Source organism: Gordonia sihwensis (assembly GCF_029632925.1).
Taxonomy (GTDB): Bacteria; Actinomycetota; Actinomycetes; order Mycobacteriales; family Mycobacteriaceae; genus Gordonia; species Gordonia sihwensis.
Genome location: NZ_CP121248.1, coordinates 1,681,301 through 1,701,184 on the forward strand (window position 1 = coordinate 1,681,301; position 19,884 = coordinate 1,701,184).

Genomic DNA, 19,884 nt, shown 5'->3' on the forward strand with positions numbered 1-19,884 from the left:
GGCGCCGCCGGTCCGAGCAGTCAGCCACCGCCCCGAGCAGTCAGCTGAACTTGTCGATCGCCTTGATTATCCGCTGCTCGGAGACTGGACCGTTGGTGCCGAGCTGCTGAGCGAACAGGCTCACGCGGAGTTCCTCCAGGCGCCACTGCACCAACTCGTTCAGCGCCTCGTGGCGTGCGGCCGGAAGCTGGGCGAGGCGCCTATTCCAGACTGCCACCACCCTGTCGATGGCGCCCATCGCCTCGTTGTCCCGGCCGGCGGCGGTGTTGAGGGACTCGAGGCGCAGCCGTGCGGCGGTGAGATAGCGCGGCAGCGAGCGCAGATGCTCCAATGCCGTCGCGCCGACGAAGCCGTCGAAGATCAGATCGTTGACCTGATCGGAGACGTCGTCGGCGGCGAGAGTCCCGGACCGGGCGTCGACGGCCCGGCGCACCGGGGAGTATTCGGCGAGCGCCGCGACGGCGGCGTCGAAGTACTCGGGTGCGCGCGACCGGATCACCGGCCCCAGCCGCGCCGAGAGCGCGCCGAAGTCACCGGGACTGCGCAGCGCGGCCAACTCCGGCTCCCGTGCCAGGGTGTCGGTGACCGCCCGTGCCGTGCAGTCGGCCAGCAACGCGTCCACGTCCGGATACGGGCTCTGGCTCAGCGCGAGCTTGGCCGGCGGCGGCAGAGTCGACGCCAGCTTGCGGCTGGGCGGCGCGATCGCGAGGCGCAGGAGTTCTCCGGCGGCGGCGGCGATGCCGGCGTCGCGCTCGGTGGAGGTGGCGGCCTTCGCGATGCGTACGCCCTGTCCCGGCACGGTCGCGAGCGTGGGATAGCGGGTGATCGTCTGTCCCGCAACGGTCGCCGTCTCGGAGTCGGCGAGGGTGCCCAGACCGTCGGCGGTCCATTCGCGGTGCAGGGGCGCACGGCGGTCGCGGTCGGCGTCGGCAGACAGGTCGGTGCGAAGCGCGGCGAGCCGGTCGCCGCGGGCGATGATCGCGCCGTCTGTGCCGGTGACTGCGAAGTGCATCCGCAGATGCGGGGGGAGTGCCGACGGATTGAAATCGCGCGGAGCCAGGGTGACCCCGCTGATCGACGACAGCTCGCGAGCCAGGCCGGTGAGCAGTGGCTCGCTGCGCACCGAGAGTCGGCTGAGAGCGAGTTCGGCGTACCGGGACGCCGGGGACATGGACTTGCGCAGACCCTTGGGCAACGACTTGATCAGCTGCGTCGCGAGTTCGGCGCGCATCCCGGGTACGAGCCAGTCGAATCCGGTGTCTCGCACATGTGCCAGGAGCGGCTCGGGGATGATCGCGGTCACGCCGTCATCGGGTGCGCCGGGCTCGAAGTGGTAGCGGAGCTCCAGGCGGGTCTCGCCCTGCTGCCAGGCGGCCGGATAGTCGGCGGCCGTGGGGACGTCGTCTCCGAGCAAGTCCTCGGGCCGGAGGTTGAGCAGCGCCGGATCGGTGCGGCCCGCCTTCTTCCACCACGAGTCGAAATGCCGTGTCGACACCACGGTGGACGGTATGCGCGCCGCGTAGAACTCGAAGAGCTCGTCGTCGGAGATGCGCAGGTCCCTACGCCGCGCGCGATGTTCGGTCTCGGACGCGTCGCGGAGCAACTCGGCGTTGTGGGCGAAGAACGCATGACGGTTACGCCAGCGTCCGGCGACCAGTGCCTCCTGGATGAAGATCTCGCGCGAGGTCTTCGGGTCGATCGACCCGTAGTTCACGCGGCGCTGTGCCACCAGGGGAACTCCGTACAGGCTGACCTTCTCGTACGCCATCACCGCGCCGCGGCGGGTGGACCAGTGCGGCTCGGAGTAGGTGCGCGTCACCAGGTCGCCGGCCAACTCCTCGACCCAGGCCGGATCGATCGAGGCCACGGTGTGTGCGAACAGGCGCGAGGTCTCGACGAGTTCGGCGGCCACGACGAAGGCGGGCGGTTTGTTCGCGAGGAAGGATCCGGGGAAGATCGCGAACTTCGTGCCTCGGGTGCCCAGATAGTCGCGTGAGTCGCCTTGCCGCGCACCGATGTTGGTCAGCAGGCCGGAGAGCACGCTGCGATGAACGGCTGCCGGGTCCACCTCGGTGTCCGGGATCTGCCACTTGAGGTCGCTGACGGTGCGCCGCAGCTGCCGGTTCAGATCGATCCATTCGCGGATCCGCAGGAAGTGCAGGAACTCTCGCTCGCACATCTTGCGGAACTGGCTGCTTGAGAGTTCCGCGCGCCTGGCCGTCAGATACTCCCAGAGCTTGAGGTGCCCGAGGAACTCCGACCCAGGCACCGCGTGCCGGCGATGGGCGGCGGTGGCGGCCTCCCGCTTGTCGCTGGGGAACTCCCGAACGTCGGGCAGGGCCAGCGCCGCAGTGATGACGAGCAGGTGATCGAGGCAGCCGTTGTCGTGTCCGGCAACCAGCATCCGGCCCAACCTCGGGTCGACGGGCAGCCGCGCGAGCTGCTTGCCGATCTTGGTCAGCCGCGCGGACGCGGAATCGGTGCCGGTGACCGCTCCCAGTTCGGACAGCTGTGCCATGCCGTCGCGGACCGCTCGCGGGTCGGGCGCCTGCACGAACGGGAAATCGTTGATGTCGCCCAGCCGCAGCGACAGCATCGACAGGATGACGGCGGCGAGATTGCTCCGCAGGATCTCCGGGTCGGTGTACTCCGGACGAGCGTCGAAATCGTCCTCCGAGTACAGGCGGATGCAGATGCCCGGCGCCACCCGGCCGCAGCGACCCGCGCGCTGACGGGCGCTGGCCTGTGAGACCCGTTCCACGGGAAGACGAGTCACCTTGGTGCGGGTCGAATAGCGGGAGATGCGCGCCGTACCCGCATCGATCACGTACCGGATGCCGGGAACGGTCAATGACGTCTCGGCGACATTCGTGGCCAGCACGATCCGCCGACCGTTGGACGGGGCGAACACCCGTTGCTGCTCACCGACCGACAGCCGGGCGAACAGCGGAACGATCTCGGCCTCGCTGCGTCGGCGGAGGGCATCGGCCGTGTCCCGGATGTCGCGCTCGGTCGGCAGGAACACCAGGATGTCGCCCGGGGCGTGCGACCACAGCTCGCCGACCGCCGCGTCGATCGCCGCGATCTGATCGAGGTCGTCATGGTCGGAGTCGTCGCTCTCGCGCGGCCGATACCGGATCTCGACCGGGTACGTCCGCCCCGAGACCTCCAAGATCGGCACCGTGTCCGCGGTGGTGGCGAAATGCCGGGCGAAGCGGTCGGGCTCGATGGTCGCCGAGGTGATGATGAGCTTGAGATCCGGTCTGGTCGGCAGCAACTGCTTGAGATAGCCGAGCAGGAAGTCGATGTTGAGGCTGCGCTCGTGCGCCTCGTCGATGATGATCGTGTCGTAACCGGACAGCCGCGGATCCCGGCCGATCTCGCGCAGCAGGATGCCGTCGGTCATCACCTTGATGCGGGTGTCTTTGCCGACCTTGTCGGAGAAGCGCACCTGATACCCGACGGTCCCGCCGATCTCGGTGCCCAACTCGTCGGCGATCCGCCGGGCCACCGACGTCGCCGCGATCCGCCGAGGCTGCGTATGACCGATCGAGGTGCGGCCGAGTTCGAGGCAGATCTTCGGCAACTGGGTCGTCTTGCCCGAACCGGTCTCGCCCGCGATCACGACCACCTGGTGTGCGGAGACCGCCTCGGCGATCTCGTCGCGGCAGGCGCTGACCGGGAGTTCCGGCGGATAGGAGATCGTCAGGGCGGACAGGTCCGGAGACGGGATCGCGGAAGGCATGATGACATCGATTCTACGGTGGGCCACAATGCGGTGATGACACCCGGAACAGAGTCCTCCGCACGCGTCGTCTCCGCCGAGCGGATCGTCGCCGCACCGCGCAGCCGGATCTTCGAGCTCATCGCGGACCCCGCCCGTCAGCCCGAGTGGGACGGCAACGACAACCTCACCGCGGCCGAGCCAGGCCGGCGGGTGCGCCGCGTCGGCGACGTCTTCACCATGCGGCTCACCAAACCCGGTGCGGTGCGCGCGAATCACGTCGTCGAATTCGACGAGGGACGTCTCATCGCGTGGCTGCCGTCGGAGGTGGGGAAGAATCCGCCCGGCCACCTCTGGCGTTGGGAACTCTTCGAGCACGCCGACGGAACCCGTGTGGTGCACACGTACGACTGGACGGAACTGCACGACCCCAAGCGCGAAGCCCGCGCCAGGGCGACGACGAGCGAACGGCTGGCGTCGTCGATCGACCGTCTCGCCCGGCTCGCGGAGTCCGGCTGAGAGGTGAGCGCAACCCGGGGTGAAGTGCCATATTCAAGGCATGGGTTCTCTCTGGCACGGCTTTGCAGACATGGGTGCGGTGACCGCGGACGGACCGTTCATCGTGACGCGCGGACGCGGGACGCGTGTCTACGACGACAGCGGCAGGGAATACATCGACGCCACCGCGGGTCTGTGGTTCGCCAACATCGGTCACGGTCGCACCGAGGTGGCCGACGCGGTGGCGCGGCAGCTGTCGACGCTCGCGCACTACTCGAACTTCGGCGACGTGGCGTCGGAGATCACCGTCGAACTCGCCGAGCGCATCGCCGCGATCGCGCCGGTACCGGGTTCGAAGGTGCTGTTCACCTCTGGCGGCAGTGATTCGGTCGAGTCGGCGGTCAAACTGGCGCGCCGGTACTGGGTCGAGCAGGGCGCGCCCGACAAGACGATCGTCGTCGGACGCAGCCGGGCGTATCACGGGATGCACGTCGCGGGCACTTCGCTCGCGGGCATAGACGCCAACGGCGAGGGCTACGGCGAGTTGATGTCCGACACCGAGACCGTCGCGTGGGATGACGCGAAGAGTCTCCTGGGGCTGATCGAGCGGATCGGAGCCGAGCGCATCGCGGCCTTCATCGCCGAGCCGATCCTGGGCGCGGGCGGAGTGTATCCGCCGCCGGAGGGCTACCTGCGCGAAGTCCGCGAGATCTGCCGCGACCACGACGTGCTGTTCATCGCCGACGAGGTGGTCACCGGGTTCGGCCGTATCGGGGCCCGGGAGTGGTTCGCCTCCTCCCGATTCGGTCTCGATCCCGACATGATGACCACGGCCAAGGGACTCACCAGCGGGTATGTGCCGATGGGCGCATTGGTGGTGGCGCCGCGGGTGGCGGCGCCGTTCTTCGCCGGCGGCACGTGGTGGCGCCACGGATACACCTACGGCGGCCACGCCGCAGCGGCAGCGGCCGCACTGGTGAACCTCGACATCATCGAGCGCGAGGGACTGCTCGAGACGGCGAGCCGTCTCGAGTCCGACCTCGCCGCGGCGTTCGCGCCGCTCGCGGAGCTGTCTCAGGTCGGCGAGGTCCGCACCGGTCTGGGAGCGGTGACGGCGGTACAGCTCGCCGACCCGTCGAAGGGAGCGGCCGCCGTGACGAAGCTGCGCGAGCACGGTGTCAGCGGCCGGGTGGCCGGTCAGGGCGCACTGCAGATCTCGCCGGCGTTCATCATGACCGCGGACGAGGTGGGGGAGCTCGCCGATCGGGTGGCGAAAGCCGTGCGGGAGCTGTAGCCACCGATATCGACGGCCACCACATCGATACCCCGAAGTCGCCTCGGAAAACCCGTTGCGGCCGCTCCGGGCATCGGCGTAGCGTTCTGCTCGTCAACAGGGAAGGAGGTGGTCCGGGAAATGGTGAATTTCAGGACTGAGGAGGTGGCCGCCGCCTGACCGACTGACTGACGTCAGACGGCGGTTGCCCACCTGAAATGACGGCAGGCCCCGAGCACGTGAAGTTCACGCGCTCGGGGCCTGCCCGCATGTGGCCCGCAGTGGTGCGGGCGGCAGTCCGTCAGACTCCCGCGGCGGCGAGTGCCTCGGCGGAGGTGATCGCCTGGCCGACGCCGGCCACGATCGACGCGGCCTTGAGGGCCTCGAACACGACCTCGCGGTCCTGCCCGCCCTCACGGACGACGTTCTCGTGCGCGCCGACGCAGTGCTCGCAGCCGTTGATCGCCGACACCGCCAGCGACCAGAGCTCGAAGTTCACCTTGTCCACGCCCGGGTTGCCGATGATGTTCATCCGCAGACCGAGACGCAAGTCGTCGTACTTGCCGTCGAGGAAGCCGCGGCCGCGGTAGAACACGTTGTTCATGCCCATGATCGAGGCGGCGCCGAGGGCGGCGTTGTACGCCTCCGCCGACAGGTTGTCGGCGGCTTCGTCGGCGATCTCACGCAGCACGGTGGCGTTGCGGGTCGCCGCGGCGGTGGCCAGCAGCGTGCCCCACAGCTGCTCCTCGTTCAGCACCGTGGTGCGGCTGATCGAGGAGAGGTTCAGCTTGAGATCCTTGGCGTACTCGGGGAGTGCGTTCTTCAGGTTGTCGATGCTCATATCGCTCGATCCCTTCGAGTGTGAGGTGGCGTGGGAGATCCGGGAACGGCCGGAATCAGACGCCCGCGCTCATGAGCTCGCCCGCGTTGATGGTCGGGTCGCCCTTGCGCCAGTTGCAGGCGCACAGCTCGTCGGACTGCAGGGCGTCGAGCACGCGCAGGACCTCGTCGACGTTGCGGCCGACCGAGCCCGCGGTGACCGACACGAACTGGATCTCGTTGTTCGGGTCGATGATGAAGGTGGCGCGATCGGCGACGCCGTCGGCGTTGAGGACGCCGGTGGCCTCGACCAGCTCGCGCTTGAGGTCCGAGAGCATCGGGAAGGGGAGGGTCTTGAGGTCCTCGTGCTGGGCGCGCCACTGGAAGTGGACGAACTCCGAGTCGATCGAGGCGCCGAGCACCTGGGTGTCGCGGTCGGCGAACTCGTCGTTCAGCTTGCCGAAGGCGGCGATCTCGGTGGGGCAGACGAAGGTGAAGTCCTTCGGCCAGAAGAAGACGACGCGCCACTTGCCCGCGTGGTCGTCGCTGGTGACCGTGGTGAAGTAGTCGTCCGGCTGCTGCGCGTCGACCTTCGAGAGGTCGCCGCCGATGACGGCGGTGAGGTTGTAGGCCGGGAACTGGTCGCCGATGGTGAGCAGAGCCATGTGTGTACTCCTTCAATTCGGATTCATGTTGCGGGAGAGAAGATTCCGGCGGAGAAACGGTCGGTTTCCCGCCTGGAGTCCATTCTGCCCGAAACCCAGTGAAAAGCAAATGCGATAGTAGTCACTATATTGATAGGCATGACCGATCAAAGTTATCAGCCGCCCATCACCGCACTGAGGGCGTTCGTGTCCGTGGCGAAGCACTTGCACTTCGGCTCCGCCGCAGCCGAACTCGGGGTCAGTCAGCCCTCGCTGTCACAGGCGCTGGCCGGACTGGAGGCGGGGCTCGGACTCCGGCTCGTCGAACGGACCACCCGGCGGGTGATGCTGACGGCGGAGGGCCGCCGGCTGCTCGGGTCGGCGATCGCGGTGTGCGACGCCGTCGACGACTTCCTGCTCGATGCCGCCGGCGACCTCGACCCGCTGTCGGGGACTCTCCGGTTGGGATTGATCCCGACGATCGCGCCCTACATCCTGCCCCGGGTGTTGCAGGGGCTCGCCGAACGCCGACCGGCGCTCGATCTGCTGGTGGTGGAGGATCAGACCGACCGTCTGCTCGGACAATTGCGCGACGGAGCCCTCGATGCGGCGGTCCTCGCCCTGCCCGCCGGCGCACCGGGGATCGGCGAGATCCCGATGTACGCCGAGGACTTCGTCCTCGCGCTGCCGCAAGGACATCCGCTCGCCGGACGGAAGCGGCTGTCGCCGAAGATGCTGGAGGATCTTCCGCTGCTGCTGCTCGACGAAGGACACTGCCTGCGCGATCAGGCTCTCGAGGTGTGTCAGCTCGCCGGCGTCTCGCCCGATCTGCGTCAGACGCGGGCCGCGTCGCTCACGACCGCGGTGCAGTGTGTCGAAGGCGGGCTGGGAGTGACGCTGATCCCGCAGACCGCGGTGGCCGTCGAGACCGCGGCGGGTGGACTCGCCACGGCCGAGTTCGCGCGTCCGCGGCCCGGCCGCACGATCGGCCTCGTGTACCGGGAGTCGTCGGGCCGGGGTGAGGCCTACCGCGCGCTGGCCGCCGACATCGCCGAACTGGTGGCCGACGGAGGCGCGGTGACCCCGGTGGGCACGCGGTCCGGCGGCACCGACGACACCGCCGTCGGCCTCACGCCTGAGCGGTGAGCTGCTCCCACTCGTCGATGAGGCTGGAGTCGACGTCGCGGATCAGATCGCCAAGTTCGTCGGTGATGTCCTCGATCTCGTCGGTGACCGCCGACATCGGCAACCCGCTGTTCAGTGCGCGGTAGCAGTCGGTCAGGTACCGCAGGACGACGCCTTCGCTGCGCGCGAGCCCGAGGTCGGAGATGAGCTCGGTGAAGGTCATCGACCGCTCCCGCATGTACCGCAGGACGGATTTGGGCGACGGGGGAGTGTTCGCCAGCCAGGGATGGCCCCGGCGATAGGTCTCGTATGCGAAACCGATCTCCTCGGCGAGCGGCTGCGGCCACGTGATCTGCTCGAGTCGCTCCATGCGCTCCTCGTACTCGATCCCGTCGGCCTTCATCTCGGCGACGGCGGCGTCGCGCGCCTGCTTGCGCTGCGCGACGAGCACGGGGCGCGGATCGTCGAGGGTGCATTCGAGTATCGAGATCACATCGAGCGCGTAGGTGTCCGAATCGGTGTCGAGGAGTTCGAACGCGGCGACCGCGAACGCCGAGAGCGGATTGGTGAGGGCGAAGTTCTCCGGCAGGTCGATGGAGAGTTCCACGTGCTTCCCGTCCGCCGCGGGCCGGTCGAGCTTCGTCACGATCCCGGTCTCGCACAGGTCGCGGTACAGCGCGATGGTGTGCTTGATGTGGCGCAGTTGCCGCGAGCGCGGTTCGTGGTTGGTCTCGAGCAGATGCCGCAGCGCCGCGAAGCAGTCGCCGGGCCGTTCGAGCACTTCCATCAGCATCGCGGTGGTCATCCGGAAATGCGACTTCAACTCTTCGTCGGGAGCGTCGATCAGCGTTTCGAAGGTCTTCTCGCCCCAGCTGACGAACCCCTCGGGGGCTTTGCGGCGCACCACCTTCCGCAGCTTCTTGGGGTCGTCGCCCGCCTTCGCCACGGCGCGCGCGTTCTCGACGTCGTGTTCGGGTGCCTGGGCCACCACGTAGCCGACGGTGTCGAAACCCGCCCGGCCGGCACGGCCGGCGATCTGGTGGAACTCCCGCGCTCGCAGCCGGCGCACCCGGTGGCCGTCGTACTTGGTCAGGCCCGCGAACAGCACGGTGCGGATCGGCACGTTGATGCCCACGCCGAGGGTGTCGGTTCCGGCGACCACCTTCAGCAGGCCGGCCTGCGCCAGCCGTTCGACGAGCCGCCGGTAGCGGGGGAGCATGCCCGCGTGATGCACGCCGATGCCCGACCGCAGGAGTTTCGACAGGGTGCCTCCGAAGCCGGTCTGGAACCGGAAGTCGCCGATCGCCTCGGCGATGGCCGCCTTCTCCTCCTTGTCACAGATCTTCACCGACAGCAGCGCCTGGGCGCGTTCGACGGCCTGCTGCTGCGTGAAATGAACCACGTAGACCGGCGCCCGGCCGGCGTCGATCAGCTCGGCGATCGTCTCGTGGATCGGGGTGATCGCGTATCGGTACTGCAGCGGCACGGGCCGCTGCGCACCGGTCACCGGCACGGTGGTGCGACCGGTGCGGCGAGTGAGGTCGTCGACGAAGAAGTCCATGCTGCCCAGCGTCGCCGACATCAGCAGGAACTGCGGCTGCCGGTCGACAGCGGTCTCGGGCGACGGATCCGGCAGTTCGATCAGAGGGACCTGCCAGGCCCAGCCGCGGTCGGACTCGCCGTAATAGTGGAATTCGTCGGCCACCAGGACGCCGACGTCGGATCCGGCGCCGTCGCGCAGGGCGATGTTGGCGACGATCTCGGCGGTCGCGCACACGATCGGCGCGTCGGCGTTGACCGACGCGTCGCCGGTGAGCAGACCTACATTGGCGGCACCGAACTGATCGCACAGATCGAAGAACTTCTCGCTGACCAGGGCTTTGATCGGCGCTGTGTAATACGCGCGCCGCCCGCGGCAGAGCGCGAAATAGATGGCGCCGGAGGCGACGAGCGACTTGCCCGATCCGGTCGGCGTCGCCAGGATCACGTTGCTGCCCGAGACGAGCTCGAGGAGCGCCTCCTCCTGATGCGGGTACAGGTCGAGCCCGCGAGACGCCCACCACGTCGTGAACCTCTCGAATGCGAGATCTTCGTCAGTGGTGGGCGTCAGCGGAACGGTGTCGCTCGGTTCCGTGGCCGGCGTCGTCAGCTCGGATCACGTCCTTGTGTGTCGTCGGGCCCGGTGTCGCTCTCGTCGTCCGGCTCCGGGAAGGCGCCATCGCCGAGTCCGTCGAACTCCGCGGCGTGTTCGGCCAGGAACCGCTCGAACTCCGCACCCAGTTCGTCGCCCGAGGGGACATCCTGGTCGGCGGCCAGCAGCGAGGCCTGCTCGTTCTTCGCGCGCATGTAGGCGTCGTACTGGTTCTCCAGCGACGTGACGACGGCCGCGACCTCCGCATTGGACGCCACCTCGCCGTCGATCTGCTCGCGCATCTGCTCCGCGGCGTTCTCGAGCGCCGCGACCGGCAGTTCGAGACCGGCGACCTTTCCGATCGCCTGGATCAGTGCGGCGGACGCGCCGGGGTAGTTGGCCTGCGCCAGGTAGTGCGGAACGTGCGCGGACAGGCCCGCGGTGCGGTAGCCGGCCTGGCCGAGCCGCAGTTCGAGGAGCATCGACGCGCTGGCGGGCAGCTTCATCGGGTTGCCCCAGCGGTTCAGGTCGCCGAGAGCGTCCGAATCGTTGCCGTGCGCGGTGATCGAGGCAGGCCGCGTGTGCGGAACCGCCATCGGGATCGAGTTCAGACCGACCACTCGCGAGACGCCGAACCGCTCGGCGAGTGCGGTGATCGCGGTGGTGAACTGCTCCCAGCGCAGGTCGGGCTCGGGTCCGTCCAACAGCAGGAACGGAACCCCGGCGTTGTCGCGCACCGCGTGGACGGTGAGCTTGTGCATGTCGATCCCGTCGAACTCCACACCGCTGAAGGAGATCATCGGCCGCCGCGACCGGTAGTCGATCAACTCGTCGGTGTTGAACGTCGCGACCAGTTCGGAGTCGAGGGCCTCGCGCAGGTGCGTCGCGGCCAGCGCGACGGCGTGTCCGGCGTCGGCGTAGCCCTCGAGGGCGTGGATCAGCACCGGTCCGTCGCCGTCGGCGCCGTACACGGCGGGAGCCGGGAACTCGAGATCGTAGAGCTTGCGGGGGTCGTCCTGCCGCTCATCCATGGTCTCTCCCTTCGAATGTGACATCTCATTGTCCCGTACGGGACTCATCGCGTTCAACACGGCTCTGCGGCGGGTCATTCCCGTGTCGCGGCCGCGCGGATGGCACAGTGGTGGTGTGCGACTTGTTGCTGGAGTGAAGTCTGTGGCTGCCGTGTTGATGGTGGCCGGGGCGGCGTCGGCGTGCGCCGTGACGGGAGAGGCAGTCCCGTCACTGGATCTCTCGTCGAAGTCGGTACCGAGTTCGGCGTTCCCCTACGGCCCCGGGCAGCAGGTCCCGTCCGCCCAGGTCCCGGGCATCCTGGCGGACATCACGTTCCGTCCGCTCCGCGGTGAGAACACCCCGGCCGACTGCACTCCGGCGCCGGTGGATGCGCCGACGGCGAGGGTGCTCGTGGGGCCGGGAGGGCCCGCGCAGGGGACGCTGACCACGATGGTGGTGCGCGCCACCGACAGCTTCGACGACTTCGTCGCGCGGGCTCGCCGGTGCGGGGAGTTCGCTCTCGGCGGAACGGTCGGCACGTCGGTGGCGACCGAGGTCACTCCCGTCGACGGCGGTGTTCCCGGAGTCCGGCTCGAGCGCCGCATCCGAATGGGACCGGCCGATCAGCCCGCGCCGCCACCGACGAGTTCGGTGACCGAGTTCGTGGCGCAGCAGGGGGACATCCGCGTCTACGTGCAGAATCGGCGTCCGGGCGGCGACGATCTCGGCGCCGAGGAACTGGGCGCCACTCGCACGCTGTTCGACGCCGCACGGACACGCGCGTTCGGCGGCTGACGCACCACCGACGGGCAAACGCCCAGGTCGATCTGTGCATCGACGCCTTGTCGGTCAACATCGGCCGGCGGGGTCTTCCCGGCCGGCCGCGTCGAGGCCAGCGTGGGTGCATGACCAATTCACTCAGCATTCCCGCAGGCGGCCACACCGACGGTCGCTCCGATCCCGACAAGTTGCTCGCCGCGGTCCCGGGACTGCTCGGCTTCGTGCCCGAACAGTCGATCGTGCTGCTGGTGTTCGGTGCCGACCGCACTGTCGTGGCGACCATGCGGCACGATCTGTGCCTGACCAAGAACGGTTCGCCGTCCGCCGGCATGCGGCAGCTGTTCATCCGGTTGGGGACGCTCGCGGCCTCCTACGGGGCCATCGGCACCGTCGCGGTGATCGTCGACGACCGCTACCCGCCCGACGACGACCGCTACCGCGCCGTCGCGGCGGCTGCGAACAAGGGCTTCGGCCCCGCGGGCGGACTGTCCGCGGCGTTCGCGATGGCACAGGCCGCCTCGGGCAGCCGGTGGCACACCGTGTGGCGACCGGCCGGGGGCCGAGCGGCGCCCTATCCGTTCACCGCGGCGGTACCGGCCACCGGAGTGCTGTCGGACCCCAACGCCTCGCCGACCGCGCTGGAGCGCGCGGTCCACTCCGGCAGACGGATTCTGGCGCGGCGGTCGGAGATGCTTGCGCTGCTGTCGCCGGAACCGCACTGCGCCCGGGCGGGCTGCCGCGGCGTGTCACCGGTTCCAGTGCGGCACGAACCCGGCCGCGTCGACGCGCAGGGGCTCGCATTCGCGCTGGGAACGCTGGCCCGTTTCAGCGCCGGCGACACCGATCTGACGTGCGCGGACGTGAACACCCTCGCCGAAGCGCTGGTGTCGGTGCATGTGCGCGACGCGCTGCTCGGACTCTCGCTCACCGAACAGCGCGGCGCGGCGGAGGATCTGTGGCGCACCCTGACCAGACGGCTCGACGGCCATGCCCGCGCGGCGGCGGCCACACTGCTCGGGCATCTGCACTACATGGCCGGGGAGGGCGCGTACGCGGGCGTGGCGTTCGGCGTGGCGCACGACGCCGACCCCGACTACCATCTCGCGAACCTGCTCGACACTGCACTGATCAACGGCATGCGACCGAGGGAACTGCGCGGACTCGCCGAACTCGCATACGAGATCGCCGAGAGCCTCGGCGGCCCTCTGCCCGCCCCGGTGCACGAGCCGGCCGGCTGACCGTGCGGTGATCAGGTCTTGTTGACGAAGATCGCGTGCGAGATCTCCGAGGACAGCGTCAGCCCCTCGTGTCCGGGAGTGTTGATGATGACCGCACGGGGTGTCACGTTCACCGACACGCGTGCGTTCGGCACCACGCCGGCCTGCCGCAGCTCGGAGATCAACTCCGGGTCGGCCTGCGCGTGCTCGGACATACGCGTGATCACGACGGTGCTCTCGCCCTGGGGGAGGTCGACGAGCCGCACCGAGGTGTCCTCGCGCGCACTGGCCTCGACCCCGAGCTGCTCCAGCCCGGGAATCGGATTGCCGTACGGCGACGTCGTCGGGTTGTCGAGGACCTCGACGATGCGCCGCTCGACGTTCTCGCTCATCACGTGTTCCCAGCGGCAGGCCTCGTCGTGCACCTCGTCCCACGGCAGACCGATCACGTCCACCAGCAGCCGCTCGGCCAATCGGTGCTTGCGCATCACTGAGATGGCCAGATTGCGGCCCTTGTCCGTGAGTTCGAGATGCCGATCGCCCGCGACGCGCAGGAGCCCGTCGCGCTCCATGCGGGCCACCGTCTGCGAGACCGTCGGTCCACTCTGTTCCAGGCGCTCGGCGATGCGAGCGCGCAGCGGGATGATCCCCTCCTCCTCAAGGTCGTAGATCGTCCGCAGATACATCTCTGTGGTATCGACAAGATCGTTCACGAAGCCTCAGTCCTTTCGCCTCAGTTCAGGTTACCTGTAAGGCAGGGCGTCAGGGGCACCTGATGCAGTCCCCGAGTGGCGTGAAACCGTTAGCGTGACAGGGTGATGCGAAAAGAGGCGAGGCGATGAGTGCGGCGATCATCTGGAGCGAGCACTTCATGGAGTACAAGTGGGCCTACACCCACCCGATGAGTCCGGTGCGCCTCGCCCTCACGATGTCGCTGGCGCGCAGCCTCGGTGTGCTCGACGACGTGGACACGATCGAGCCGCTGCCGGTGGACGACGGGCTCCTGACCACCGTCCACACGCAGGGTTACGTCGACGCGGTCCGGGCCGTCAGCTACGGCACCGCCTCGCTCAACGGCCCGGTCCTCGAGCGTCTCTTCGGCCTCGGCAGCGCGGACAACCCGATCTTCGAGGGCATGCACGATGCGGGAGCGATGCTGGTCGGCGGCTCGGTGGCCGCGGCCGCGGCGATCGCGTCCGGAAGTGTGCGCCGAGCGGTCAACATCGGCGGCGGCATGCATCACGCGATGAAGGGCCACGCCGCCGGCTTCTGCATCTACAACGACTGTTCGATCGCGATCCGCTGGCTGCTCGAGCACGGCTACGACCGGATCGCCTACATCGACGTCGACGCGCACCACGGAGACGGCGTGCAGGCCGAGTTCATCGGCGACCCGCGGGTGATGACGGTGTCGCTGCATCAGCACCCCGCGACGCTGTGGCCCGGCACCGGCTGGGCCACCGAAGTGGGCGAGGGACCGGCCACGGGCACCGCGGTGAACGTCGGACTGATGCCCGGGCTGCCGGACTCGTTGTGGCTGCGCGCCTTTCACGCCGTCGTTCCGTCGATGGTGGAGGCGTTCAAGCCGCAGATCCTGGTGACGCAGATCGGTGTCGACAGCCACCGTGACGACCCGCTCACCGACCTGGCACTGACCGTCGACGGCCACGCCGCCGCGGTCCGGGCGTTGCGCGAACTCGCCGACCGGTACTGCGAGGGACGCTGGCTGGCCGTCGGCGGCGGGGGATACGGCGTGATCAACGTGGTCCCGCGCAGCTGGACGCATCTGATCGGCGCGGCGCTCGATCGCGACGTGCCCGCGCAGACCCGCATCGGGGACGACTGGCTCGCCGGCGCGCAGGATCTGGCGAAGACGGTTCACCCCGACTACGCGCGGCCGCCGGAGGCCACGATGGGAGACGGCGGCGTCACCGACTTCGTCCGCTGGGACGGCGACGGCAGCGCAGAACCACCCGACGGCGTCTCGGAGACCGCCCAGCGGCAGACCGACAAAGCCATCATCGCCACCCGCCGAGCGGTGTTCCCGCTGCACGGCCTGGACCCGGAGGATCCTCGTGACTGACACGCCCGACACCGGATCGACGGACACCGCGAGCGATACGGAGGACACGCCGACGACCGAGGACGCGCTCCCGCGCGAGTACCCGCGGCAGTGGAGCGCCGACGTCCTCGCCTCGGACGGAGGCGTGGTTCACATCCGGCCCATCATGCCCGCCGACGCCGACCTGCTCGTCGAGTTCCACAACGGTCTCAGCGAACGCACCCGCTACATGCGGTACTTCGGTCCGACGCCGACGCTCCCGCCGCGTGAAGTGGTGCGCATGACGACGGTGGACTACCGCAACCGCGTCGCCCTGCTGGCCTTCCTCGGCGACCGGGTGATCGCGATGGGGCTGTACGAGGGGCTCGCGGCGGACGGTAAACCGACGTCCGCCGAGGTGGCCTTCGTGGTCGCCGACGATCACCAGGGCCGTGGGTTGGGTCCGATCCTGCTCGAGCACCTGGCGGGTGCGGCGGCGGAGAACGGCTTCACCCGGTTCGAGGCGGAGGTGCTGTCGGAGAACCCCAACATGGTGGCTGTATTCCGTGATGCGGGATATCAGATCAGCCGGGCCTTCGACGGCAGCACCGTGCACGTCGAGTTCCTGATCGATCCCACCGAGGCGCTGACGGCGGTGCGCAACGCCCGCGAGCGTGCCTCGGAGGCACGCAGCATCGCGAATCTGCTGCGTCCTTCGTCGGTGGCCGTGATCGGTGCCTCCGCCGACCCCAAGAAGGTCGGCAACGTGTTGCTGGCGAATGTGCTCGCGGCCGGCTTCACCGGGCCGGTGTTCCCGGTGAACGGTTCGGCGGTGGCGTCCGAACCGGACGACGCCCAGCCGCGCCGCGGTCCCGGACGACCGCCGCGCACCGCACCGCCGTCGGTGCGCGGGATCCGCTCCTATTCGACTGTGCGCGACATCCCCGACCCGGTGGATCTGGCCGTCATCGCGGTGCCTGCCGCGCGCATAGACCAAGTGCTCGACGACTGTCTCGCCAAAGGCGTGCGGACCCTGGTGGTGGTGTCGGCCGGCTTCGGTGAGAAAGGCGAGGCCGGGCTGGAGAACGAGAAGCGGCTCGCCGAACAGGTCCGCGCCCACGGAATGCGCCTGGTGGGGCCCAACGCGCTCGGCGTGGTCAACAACCATCCCGACATCGCGCTGAACGCGTCACTGGCTCCCCGCATTCCGGGGGCGGGCCGTGTCGGATTCTTCTGCCAGTCCGGTGCGCTCGGCATCGCGATCCTCGACACCGCTGCCCACCGCCGGCTCGGCCTGTCGACGTTCGTCTCCGCGGGCAACCGCGCCGATGTGTCCGGGAACGACGTGCTCCAGTACTGGGACACCGACGACGACACAGACGTGGTGCTGCTGTACCTGGAGAGCTTCGGCAATCCGCGCAAGTTCGGGCGGATCGCCCGCCGGGTGGCGTCCAAGAAGCCGATCGTCGCGATCAAGTCGGGCAGCGGGGCGATGTCGCCGGTACACGCCCAGCGCACCGGTCCGGTGCGCGACGACCGCGTGGCGCAGATGGTGCTGGAACAGGCCGGGGTGATCCAGGTCGAGACGATCGCGGAGCTCTTCGACTCCGCTACCGTGCTGGCCTACCAGCCGCTGCCCGAGGGTCCCCGGACGGCCATCCTCGGAAACTCGTCGGTCATCGCGTCCCTGGCTGCCAACACCGCCCGCAGCTCGGGCCTCGAAGTGGTCTCGATCGTGGATCTGGGGCCGGCCGTGACACACGACGCACTGTCGGCCGCCGTCGCCGAGGCGATGAACGACGACGCGATCGACGCGGTGATCGTGGTGTTCGTCCCGCCGGTGGCCGTCGACTCGTCCGACTACGCGTTGGGCCTGCTGGAAGCGACCCGCCCGGCCGACGGAGGCGATGTTCCGACCAAACCGGTCGTGACGACCTTCCTCGCGGTGGAGGGTGTTCCGCCCGGTCTGTCGCGCACCGGACCGGACGGGCTGCCTGTGCGCGGGTCGATCCCGTCGTACCCGACGCCCGAGCGCGCTGCGAGCGCGCTGGCGCAGGCGTGGCGCTACTCCCGGTGGCGGTCGCGGCCGGCCGCCGCGCCCGCACCCATCCCGGATTCGCGGCCGGAGGACGCGCGCAGCTTCGTGCGAGAGGCGATGGCCGACGGCCCGCGCTCGCTCACTCCGCGCGAGGGGTCGTACGTGCTCGGGCACTTCGGCATCGAAGTGGTTCCGTTCCGGGACGTCCGGACGATGCACGAGGCGTCTGCGGCGGCGCGTGAGCTGGGATTCCCGGTCGTGGTGAAGTCCACCTCGCCGGCCTGGGTCGGTCGGGTGGACCGGGAGGGCGCCCGGCTGGACCTGTCCGACGCGACCGCGGTCATCACCGCGTTCAACGAACTGCAGACCCTCACCGGCGACTCGTCGCTCCAGGTGCAGCGGATGGCGCCGAAAGGCGTCGGGATGTACCTCCGCGTCTCCGACAGTCCGTCGTTCGGTCCGCTGATGTCGTTCGGCCTCTCCGGACGACTGTTCGAGGCGCTCGGTGACCGGAGCTTCCGGTCGATCCCGCTGACTGAGCACGATGCCAGGGAACTGGTCGACGAGCCGAGTGTCCGGACGCTGCTGGCCGAGGACCACACCGATCCGGACGCGCTGGTGGAGTTGCTGCAGCGGGTGTCGGCGCTGATCGACGACGTCCCCGAGATCCGCGAGCTGACGCTCGACCCGATCCTCGCCTCGCCCGACGGGATCTCGGTCCTGGGGTCGCACATAGATGTCGGCCCGGTGCCCACACTCGCGGACACCGGGCCGAGGCGGCTGGGTTGACTCGGGGGATCATCGACCGCGCCGCCGGTCTGGGGCGGGACCGCGGCGCGGTCCCTCATCGGATCAGCTCGCGTAAGCGCGGAGCTTCTCGGCGCGGTCGCCCTGACGCAGCTTGGTCATGACCTCGCGCTCGATCTGGCGGACACGCTCGCGCGAGAGCCCGAAGGCGCGGCCGATCTGGTCGAGCGTGCGCGGCTGACCGTCTTCGAGGCCGTACCGCATCGTGATGACCTGCATCTCCCGCTCGTCGAGCGTCGAGAGCACCGAGCGGATGTCGGAGTGCAGGAGGTTCGCGATGACGACGGTCTCGGCCGAGGTGGCCTCGGCGTCCTCGATGAAGTCGCCGAGCGGCGCCTCCTCGTCGTTGCCGACGGGCATGTCCAGGCTCACCGGATCGCGGCTGTGGTCCATCAGATCGGCGATCTTCTCAGCCGGGATGCCCGATTCCAGGGCCAGTTCCTCGTCGGTGGCCTCCCGGCCGAGCTGCTGGTGCAGTTCGCGGCGGATACGGGCCAGCTTGTTGACCTGCTCCACGAGGTGGACGGGCAGGCGGATGGTGCGGCTCTGATCAGCCATGCCGCGGCTGATCGCCTGGCGGATCCACCAGGTCGCGTAGGTCGAGAACTTGTAGCCCTTCGCGTAGTCGAACTTCTCGACGGCGCGGATCAGACCGAGGTTGCCCTCCTGGATGAGGTCGAGCAGCGGCATGCCCCGGCCGGTGTAGCGCTTGGCCAGGGAGACCACCAGGCGCAGGTTCGCCTCAAGCAGATGTGCGCGAGCCTGTTCGCCCTCGCGGACCAGAATGGCGTAATCGCGCTTCTTGGCCGGGCTCAGGCGCTTCTTGGTGGCCAGGAGATGCTTCGCATACAGCCCGGCCTCGATGGCCTTGGACAGGTCGACCTCCTGCTCAGCGGTCAGCAGAGCGGTGCGGCCGATGCCGTTGAGATAGACGCGGACGAGGTCGGCCGAGGGTGACTGCGCATCCAGATCCTGCTCGGTGAGAGCCGGGCGAGTACGAGTGGAACGAGCTTCGGACGGGCGGGCAATCGTCGAGTGAGCCATGCGACCTCCTGGAGATGCGATTCATCAGTGCGTTCACCAGGTCCAACGTCGCGGGTGCCGGAAAGGTTCCCCGTGGTTGCTGAGAAGTTGCTTAGTCTACCGCTGCGCGGTGGAATCGGCTCATTGGACCAGGTCAGGAAAGTAACGACCGATCGCATCCCGAAGTTCCCGCGCATCGCGCACCGTGCCGGAGAAGTAGGCGAGAGCCGTGACGCCCTCGCAGAACACCATCAGATCCTCGGCCAGATCGTCCGCACCCCGCTCGCGAGAGATACGGGAACGGGCGGCGAAGAGCGCGATGGCTGCGGACCGGGAGAAGAGGCACTCGCTCAGCGCCGTCGCCGTGCCGGCTTCGGCGGCGTCCGGGGCGAGGGCGTAACGGGCACGCACATCGCGCATCCGCACGCCGGTCAGATGGTGAAGATAGTCGGCGATGACCGTGCCCGGTGACGTGCCCGACGACTCGGCGGTCGCCGACACGCGGTGGAAGGCGGCGCGCGAGGTCCGGGTCAGATGCGCGATCGCGCCGCCGAGGAGTGCTGCACGGGTGCGGAAGTAGTAGGACGTCGATCCCTTGGGCAGGTCGAGAGCCCGGTCGACGGCAGAGTGGGTCACCGCGCGGTTGCCGCCGGCGGCGGCGAGGTCGAGCGCAGCCTCGCAGATCGCCTCACGTCGATCGGTCCTGGGAGTGAGATCGGGCACGTCACTCATTGAATCACCCTCTACGAACAT

At 68.9% G+C, this 19,884-nt stretch carries 15 protein-coding genes; 7 read left to right on the forward strand and 8 right to left on the reverse strand.

Features of this window, described 5'->3' with window-relative positions; translation table 11 throughout:
- Positions 1–40: 40 nt before the first annotated feature.
- A complete protein-coding gene (gene hrpA, locus P5P27_RS08135) occupies positions 41–3,745 on the reverse strand; it encodes an ATP-dependent RNA helicase HrpA (protein WP_222111114.1) in 3,705 nt (1,234 codons plus the stop codon).
- 36 nt (positions 3,746–3,781) lie between these two features.
- On the opposite strand from hrpA, the gene P5P27_RS08140 reads away from it, so the two are divergent.
- Positions 3,782–4,243, forward strand: coding sequence for an SRPBCC family protein (locus P5P27_RS08140; protein WP_278127205.1), 462 nt, complete (start codon positions 3,782–3,784; stop codon positions 4,241–4,243).
- Between the two features lie 40 nt (positions 4,244–4,283).
- On the forward strand, positions 4,284–5,516 hold the full coding sequence (locus P5P27_RS08145; RefSeq protein ID WP_045540064.1) for an aminotransferase family protein: 1,233 nt from the start codon (positions 4,284–4,286) through the stop codon (positions 5,514–5,516).
- 280 nt (positions 5,517–5,796) lie between these two features.
- On the opposite strand, the gene ahpD is transcribed toward P5P27_RS08145, so the two are convergent.
- Together ahpD and P5P27_RS08155 are read right to left on the reverse strand one after the other, a co-directional pair.
- Positions 5,797–6,336 carry an alkylhydroperoxidase, AhpD family gene (gene ahpD, locus P5P27_RS08150; protein WP_278127208.1) on the reverse strand — a complete coding sequence of 180 codons (540 nt, stop codon included), beginning with the start codon at positions 6,334–6,336 and terminating at the stop codon, positions 5,797–5,799.
- 55 nt (positions 6,337–6,391) lie between these two features.
- Complete coding sequence (locus P5P27_RS08155) at positions 6,392–6,979, reverse strand: peroxiredoxin (protein WP_006896288.1); 588 nt, start codon at positions 6,977–6,979, stop codon at positions 6,392–6,394.
- Between the two features lie 138 nt (positions 6,980–7,117).
- Between P5P27_RS08155 and P5P27_RS08160 the strand changes: the two genes are divergently transcribed.
- A complete protein-coding gene (locus P5P27_RS08160; protein ID WP_278127211.1) occupies positions 7,118–8,104 on the forward strand; it encodes a hydrogen peroxide-inducible genes activator in 987 nt (328 codons plus the stop codon).
- Here the strand turns inward: P5P27_RS08160 and P5P27_RS08165 are convergent.
- On the reverse strand, positions 8,088–10,232 hold the full coding sequence (locus tag P5P27_RS08165; RefSeq protein ID WP_045540548.1) for a DEAD/DEAH box helicase: 2,145 nt from the start codon (positions 10,230–10,232) through the stop codon (positions 8,088–8,090). The genes P5P27_RS08160 and P5P27_RS08165 overlap by 17 nt on opposite strands.
- Positions 10,229–11,245 (reverse strand): proteasome assembly chaperone family protein, encoded by a 1,017-nt coding sequence (locus P5P27_RS08170; protein ID WP_278127212.1) that lies wholly within the window; start codon positions 11,243–11,245, stop codon positions 10,229–10,231. The genes P5P27_RS08165 and P5P27_RS08170 overlap by 4 nt, the downstream gene beginning before the upstream one ends.
- Before the next feature lie 142 nt (positions 11,246–11,387).
- Between P5P27_RS08170 and P5P27_RS08175 the strand changes: the two genes are divergently transcribed.
- Positions 11,388–12,020, forward strand: coding sequence for a hypothetical protein (locus tag P5P27_RS08175; RefSeq protein ID WP_278127214.1), 633 nt, complete (start codon positions 11,388–11,390; stop codon positions 12,018–12,020).
- A gap of 110 nt (positions 12,021–12,130) precedes the next feature.
- Positions 12,131–13,243: a DUF4192 domain-containing protein gene (locus P5P27_RS08180; RefSeq protein WP_006896293.1), complete on the forward strand. Its 1,113-nt coding sequence runs from the start codon at positions 12,131–12,133 to the stop codon at positions 13,241–13,243.
- Between the two features lie 11 nt (positions 13,244–13,254).
- On the opposite strand, the gene P5P27_RS08185 is transcribed toward P5P27_RS08180, so the two are convergent.
- Entirely contained in the window at positions 13,255–13,935 is a 681-nt protein-coding gene (locus tag P5P27_RS08185) for an iron-dependent transcriptional repressor DtxR (protein ID WP_006896294.1), read from the reverse strand.
- 125 nt (positions 13,936–14,060) lie between these two features.
- Here P5P27_RS08185 and P5P27_RS08190 point away from each other — a divergent pair, with 125 nt between their 5' ends.
- Positions 14,061–15,305: an acetoin utilization protein AcuC gene (locus P5P27_RS08190; protein WP_006896295.1), complete on the forward strand. Its 1,245-nt coding sequence runs from the start codon at positions 14,061–14,063 to the stop codon at positions 15,303–15,305.
- Positions 15,298–18,090, forward strand: coding sequence for a bifunctional acetate--CoA ligase family protein/GNAT family N-acetyltransferase (locus P5P27_RS08195; protein WP_411815839.1), 2,793 nt, complete (start codon positions 15,298–15,300; stop codon positions 18,088–18,090). The genes P5P27_RS08190 and P5P27_RS08195 overlap by 8 nt, the downstream gene beginning before the upstream one ends.
- 63 nt (positions 18,091–18,153) lie before the next feature.
- Here P5P27_RS08195 and P5P27_RS08200 read toward each other — a convergent pair whose 3' ends face one another.
- Together P5P27_RS08200 and P5P27_RS08205 are read right to left on the reverse strand one after the other, a co-directional pair.
- Entirely contained in the window at positions 18,154–19,152 is a 999-nt protein-coding gene (locus tag P5P27_RS08200) for a sigma-70 family RNA polymerase sigma factor (protein WP_006896297.1), read from the reverse strand.
- 120 nt (positions 19,153–19,272) lie between these two features.
- Positions 19,273–19,863 (reverse strand): TetR/AcrR family transcriptional regulator, encoded by a 591-nt coding sequence (locus P5P27_RS08205; RefSeq protein WP_278127219.1) that lies wholly within the window; start codon positions 19,861–19,863, stop codon positions 19,273–19,275.
- Positions 19,864–19,884 lie beyond the last annotated feature (21 nt).